The organism is Streptomyces sp. NPDC005070 (assembly GCF_053600395.1).
On sequence record NZ_JBSFZS010000295.1, the window covers coordinates 1 to 3,972 of the forward strand.

Consider the following 3,972-nt stretch of genomic DNA (forward strand, 5'->3'; position numbering starts at 1 on the left):
GTCGCCGATCTCTCTCTGGCCGAGTTCGGCCGCAAGGAGATCACCCTCGCCGAGCACGAGATGCCCGGCCTGATGTCGATCCGCAGGGAGTACGCGAGGGGCTGCGCCTCGGCGTACCGCGGCTGCCGCTTCCCTTGCCGCAGGACACGAACCGGCGATGCCGGTCGGCGCGGTGGCCGGTGGATTTCCGAGTCTCTCCAGGACAGGAGCCACCGACCCGGAACCAGAGTGCCCTGAGATACGGGTGGGGCGGGAGCGGTTCGCCGTCATGTCATCGCCTTGTAAGGAACCCCACACCCGACACGCCGCCCTCCGGCGCGTGCGACGGGCCTTCAAGAAGTGAACCGCCGGGCACCGCGGAGGCGGGAGACATCAGGCAGGTGAACACCCTTTCCGTGGAGTCGAGTTCAAGCGCCCTCCATCCGCGAACCTTCAACTCCTCGTGTTTGAACGTGATTTGACGGCGTTCTTTGTTTCATGTCTTGACGTCTTTGGTGCAGACCTTTAGGTTCACCGATCGCCCCACCTCCACGCATGCATTCTGTGTTCACGGACATGAACCCCCCACCCAGTTCAGGAGTGTCCCGCATGTCCAGATTCCCCCTGCCCGGATCCCGAAGAGACTCCGGGCGCCATCGAACGGCCAGGCTGCTGACGGTGACCGCGCTCGTGGCGACGACGATGTCGGGTCTGACGGCCACGGCGCAGGGCGCCGCCGCCCCGGACACCGCACTCGCGCAGGCCGCCGCGGTGCCGGCCGGCTGGGCCACCGTGGTCAACGCGGGCAGCGGCAAGTGCGTCGACGCCCGCGCCGCGGGAACGGCCGACGGCACGGCGGTCCAGCAGTACGCCTGCAACGGCAGCCAGGCCCAGCAGTGGCGGTTCGCCGCCACGTCGAGCGGGTACTCCCAGGCCGACAACCGGGCCGACACCACCAAGGCCTGGGACGTCACCGACGTCTCGACAGCGGACGGCGCGCCCGTCCAGCTCTGGACGTACGGCGGCGGCACCAACCAGCAGTGGCAGGCAGTCGCGGAGGCCGGCGGCACCTACCACTTCGTCAACCGGGGCAGCGGCAAGTGCCTCGACGTGCCCGGCGCCTCCACCGCCGACAGCACCCAGCTCCAGCAGTTCACCTGCAACGGCACGGCGGCGCAGTCCTTCTATGTCAACGCGGTGGACACGCAACAGCCGCCCGGGACACCGGACCTGGGCCCGAACGTCACCGTCTTCGACCCGTCGACCCCTGCCGCGACGATCCAGAGCAGCCTCGACGCAGCCTTCTCCCAGCAGCAGACCAACCAGTTCGGCACCGCCCGCAAGGCCTTCCTCTTCAAGCCCGGCACCTACGGCGCCGACGCGAACGTCGGCTTCTACACCCAGGTCGCGGGCCTCGGCCTGTCCCCGGACGACGTCAGCATCCGGGGCGCGGTGCACGCGGAGGCGGACTGGTTCCAGGGCAACGCGACCCAGAACTTCTGGCGTTCGGCGGAGAACCTGTCGGTCACCCCCACGTCCGGGACGGACCGCTGGGCGGTGTCACAGGCGGCGCCCTACCGGCGCATGCATCTGCGCGGCAACCTGGCACTGGACGACGGCGGCTGGTCCAGCGGCGGCTACATGGCCGACACGAAGATCGACGGTCAGGTGAACTCCGGTTCGCAGCAGCAGTGGCTGTCGCGCAACACCGAATGGTCGAACTGGACCGGCTCCAACTGGAACATGGTCTTCGTCGGCGCCAGGAACGCCCCCGCGAACAGCTTCCCGAACCCCCCGTACACGACGGTGGGCCAGACACCGGTCTCCCGCGAGAAGCCCTTCCTGTACGTCGACACGGCGGGCGCCTGGAAGGTGTTCGTCCCGTCCGTACGCACCAACTCCACCGGCACGAGCTGGAGTTCGGGTACTCCGGCGGGCACGTCCCTGCCGCTGTCCGACTTCTTCGTCGTGAAACCGGGCGCGACGGCGGCCCAGATGAACGACGCGCTGGCCCAGGGCAAGAACCTGCTGGTGACGCCGGGTGTCTACCACCTCGACCAGACACTCAGGGTCACCCGGGCCGACACCGTGGTCCTGGGACTCGGTCTCGCCACCCTCGTCCCCGACAACGGCATCACCGCCATGACGGTCGCCGACGTGGACGGCGTCCAGCTCGCCGGACTGCTGATCGACGCGGGCACCACCAACTCCGCGCAGCTGCTGGAGATGGGCCCGAGCGGCTCCTCGGCGGACCACGGCGCCGACCCGAGTTCCCTGCACGACGTGTTCTTCCGCGTCGGCGGCGCGGGCGTCGGCAAGGCCACCACCAGCCTGACCGTCAACAGCGACGACGTCATCGGCGACCACCTGTGGCTGTGGCGCGCGGACCACGGCAGCGGAGTCGGCTGGACCAGCAACACGGCCGACACCGGGCTGGTCGTGAACGGCGACGACGTGACCATGTACGGCCTGTTCGTCGAGCACTACCAGAAGTACCAGACCATCTGGAACGGCAACGGCGGCCGCACGTACTTCTACCAGAACGAGATGCCCTACGACCCGCCCGGCCAGGCGGCGTGGATGAACGGTTCGACACAGGGCTACGCCGCCTACAAGGTCGCGCCCTCGGTCACCAGCCACGAGGTGTACGGGTTCGGCAGCTACTGCTACTTCAACGTCAGCCCCGCTGTCACCGCCGAGCGCGCCATCGAGGCACCGAACAACGCCGGTGTGCGCTTCAAGGACATGGTGACCGTCTCGCTCGGCGGTACGGGCACCATCCGGCACGTCGTCAACGACCGGGGCGGGCCGTCCAACTCCTCGACCAACGTCGCCGACCTCGTCAGCTACCCGTGAACACCCCTGACACGTACGGGAAGGAGAACCGGATGCGCATCAGCCAGTCCCTGCCGGCGCGCGGGGTCCTGCGGGTCCTCGTCCTGCTGGCGACCCTGCTCGGCCTCGCGGCACCGCCGGCCGCCCACGCGAGCACCACGGCGGCCCCGTTCAAGGTGCTCGCCCTCTACAACGGCACCTGGGACGCGGCCCACATCAGCTTCGTCCACGAGGCCAACGACTGGTTCCCCGGACAGGCCGCGGCGAACGGCTTCACCTACACGGCCAGCAACAACTGGGACCTGCTGAGCAACGGCGGCGTGAACGCGTACCAAGTCGTCCTGTTTCTCGACGACCTACCGCAGACGGCCGCGCAACGCGCCGGATTCGAGCAGTACATGCGCGGTGGCGGCGGCTGGATGGGCTTCCATGTCTCCGCCTTCACCACCGACGCGCAGAGCTGGCCCTGGTACCACAACCAGTTCCTGGGCAGCGGGAACTTCACGTCCAACACCTGGGGACCGACGACCGCCGTCCTGAAGGTCGAGGACCGGACGCATCCCTCGACCGTGAACCTGCCCGCCACCTTCACCTCGTCGGTCAGCGAGTGGTACGGCTGGTCCAACGACCTGCGGCAGAACCCGGACATCCGCGTCCTCGCCTCGGTCGACCCCAGCAGCTTCCCGCTGGGAACCGACCCGAACCAGACCTGGTACAGCGGCTATTACCCGGTCGTGTGGACCAACACGAAGTACCGGATGCTGTACGCGAACTTCGGCCACAACGCGATGGACTACGCGACGAACACCACGCTGTCGTCGACGTTCGCGAGCGCGGCGCAGAACCGGTTCCTGCTGGACGGGCTCAAGTGGCTCGGCGGGACGGGCACGTCGGTACCGCCGGCGGACCCCGTCTCCGAGACCGCCTGGTACTCCCTGGCCAACTCCGGCAACGGCACCTGCGTGGACGCCCGTTCGGCCGGGACGGCGAACGGGACCGCGCTCCAGCAGTACGCCTGCAACGGCACACAGGCCCAGCAGTTCCAGTTCCGTCCGACGGACAGCGGCTACACGCGGATCACGCTGCGACTGGATCCGCAGCAGGTCGTCGATGTCACCGACCGCTCGACGGCCGACAACGCCCCGCTGCAACTGTGGA

2 protein-coding genes and 1 pseudogene are annotated in these 3,972 nt (G+C 68.5%); all 3 read left to right on the top strand.

The genetic code is table 11. The annotated features are described in order from the left end of the window. Positions 1–96, top strand: a pseudogene (locus ACWEBX_RS37935) (adenosylhomocysteinase); the annotation flags it as partial. A 585-nt stretch (positions 97–681) separates the two neighbouring features. Then, positions 682–2,835 (top strand): RICIN domain-containing protein, encoded by a 2,154-nt coding sequence (locus tag ACWEBX_RS37940; RefSeq protein ID WP_451889283.1) that lies wholly within the window; start codon positions 682–684, stop codon positions 2,833–2,835. A gap of 32 nt (positions 2,836–2,867) precedes the next feature. Beyond that, on the top strand, positions 2,868–3,972 hold a 1,105-nt coding region (locus ACWEBX_RS37945), incomplete at its 3' end, for a ThuA domain-containing protein (protein WP_451889282.1).

Coding starts and splice junctions, on each gene's coding strand:
- ACWEBX_RS37940 (WP_451889283.1), top strand. CDS start 682: ATGTCGGGTCTGACGGCCACGGCGCAGGGCGCCGCCGCCCCGGACACC.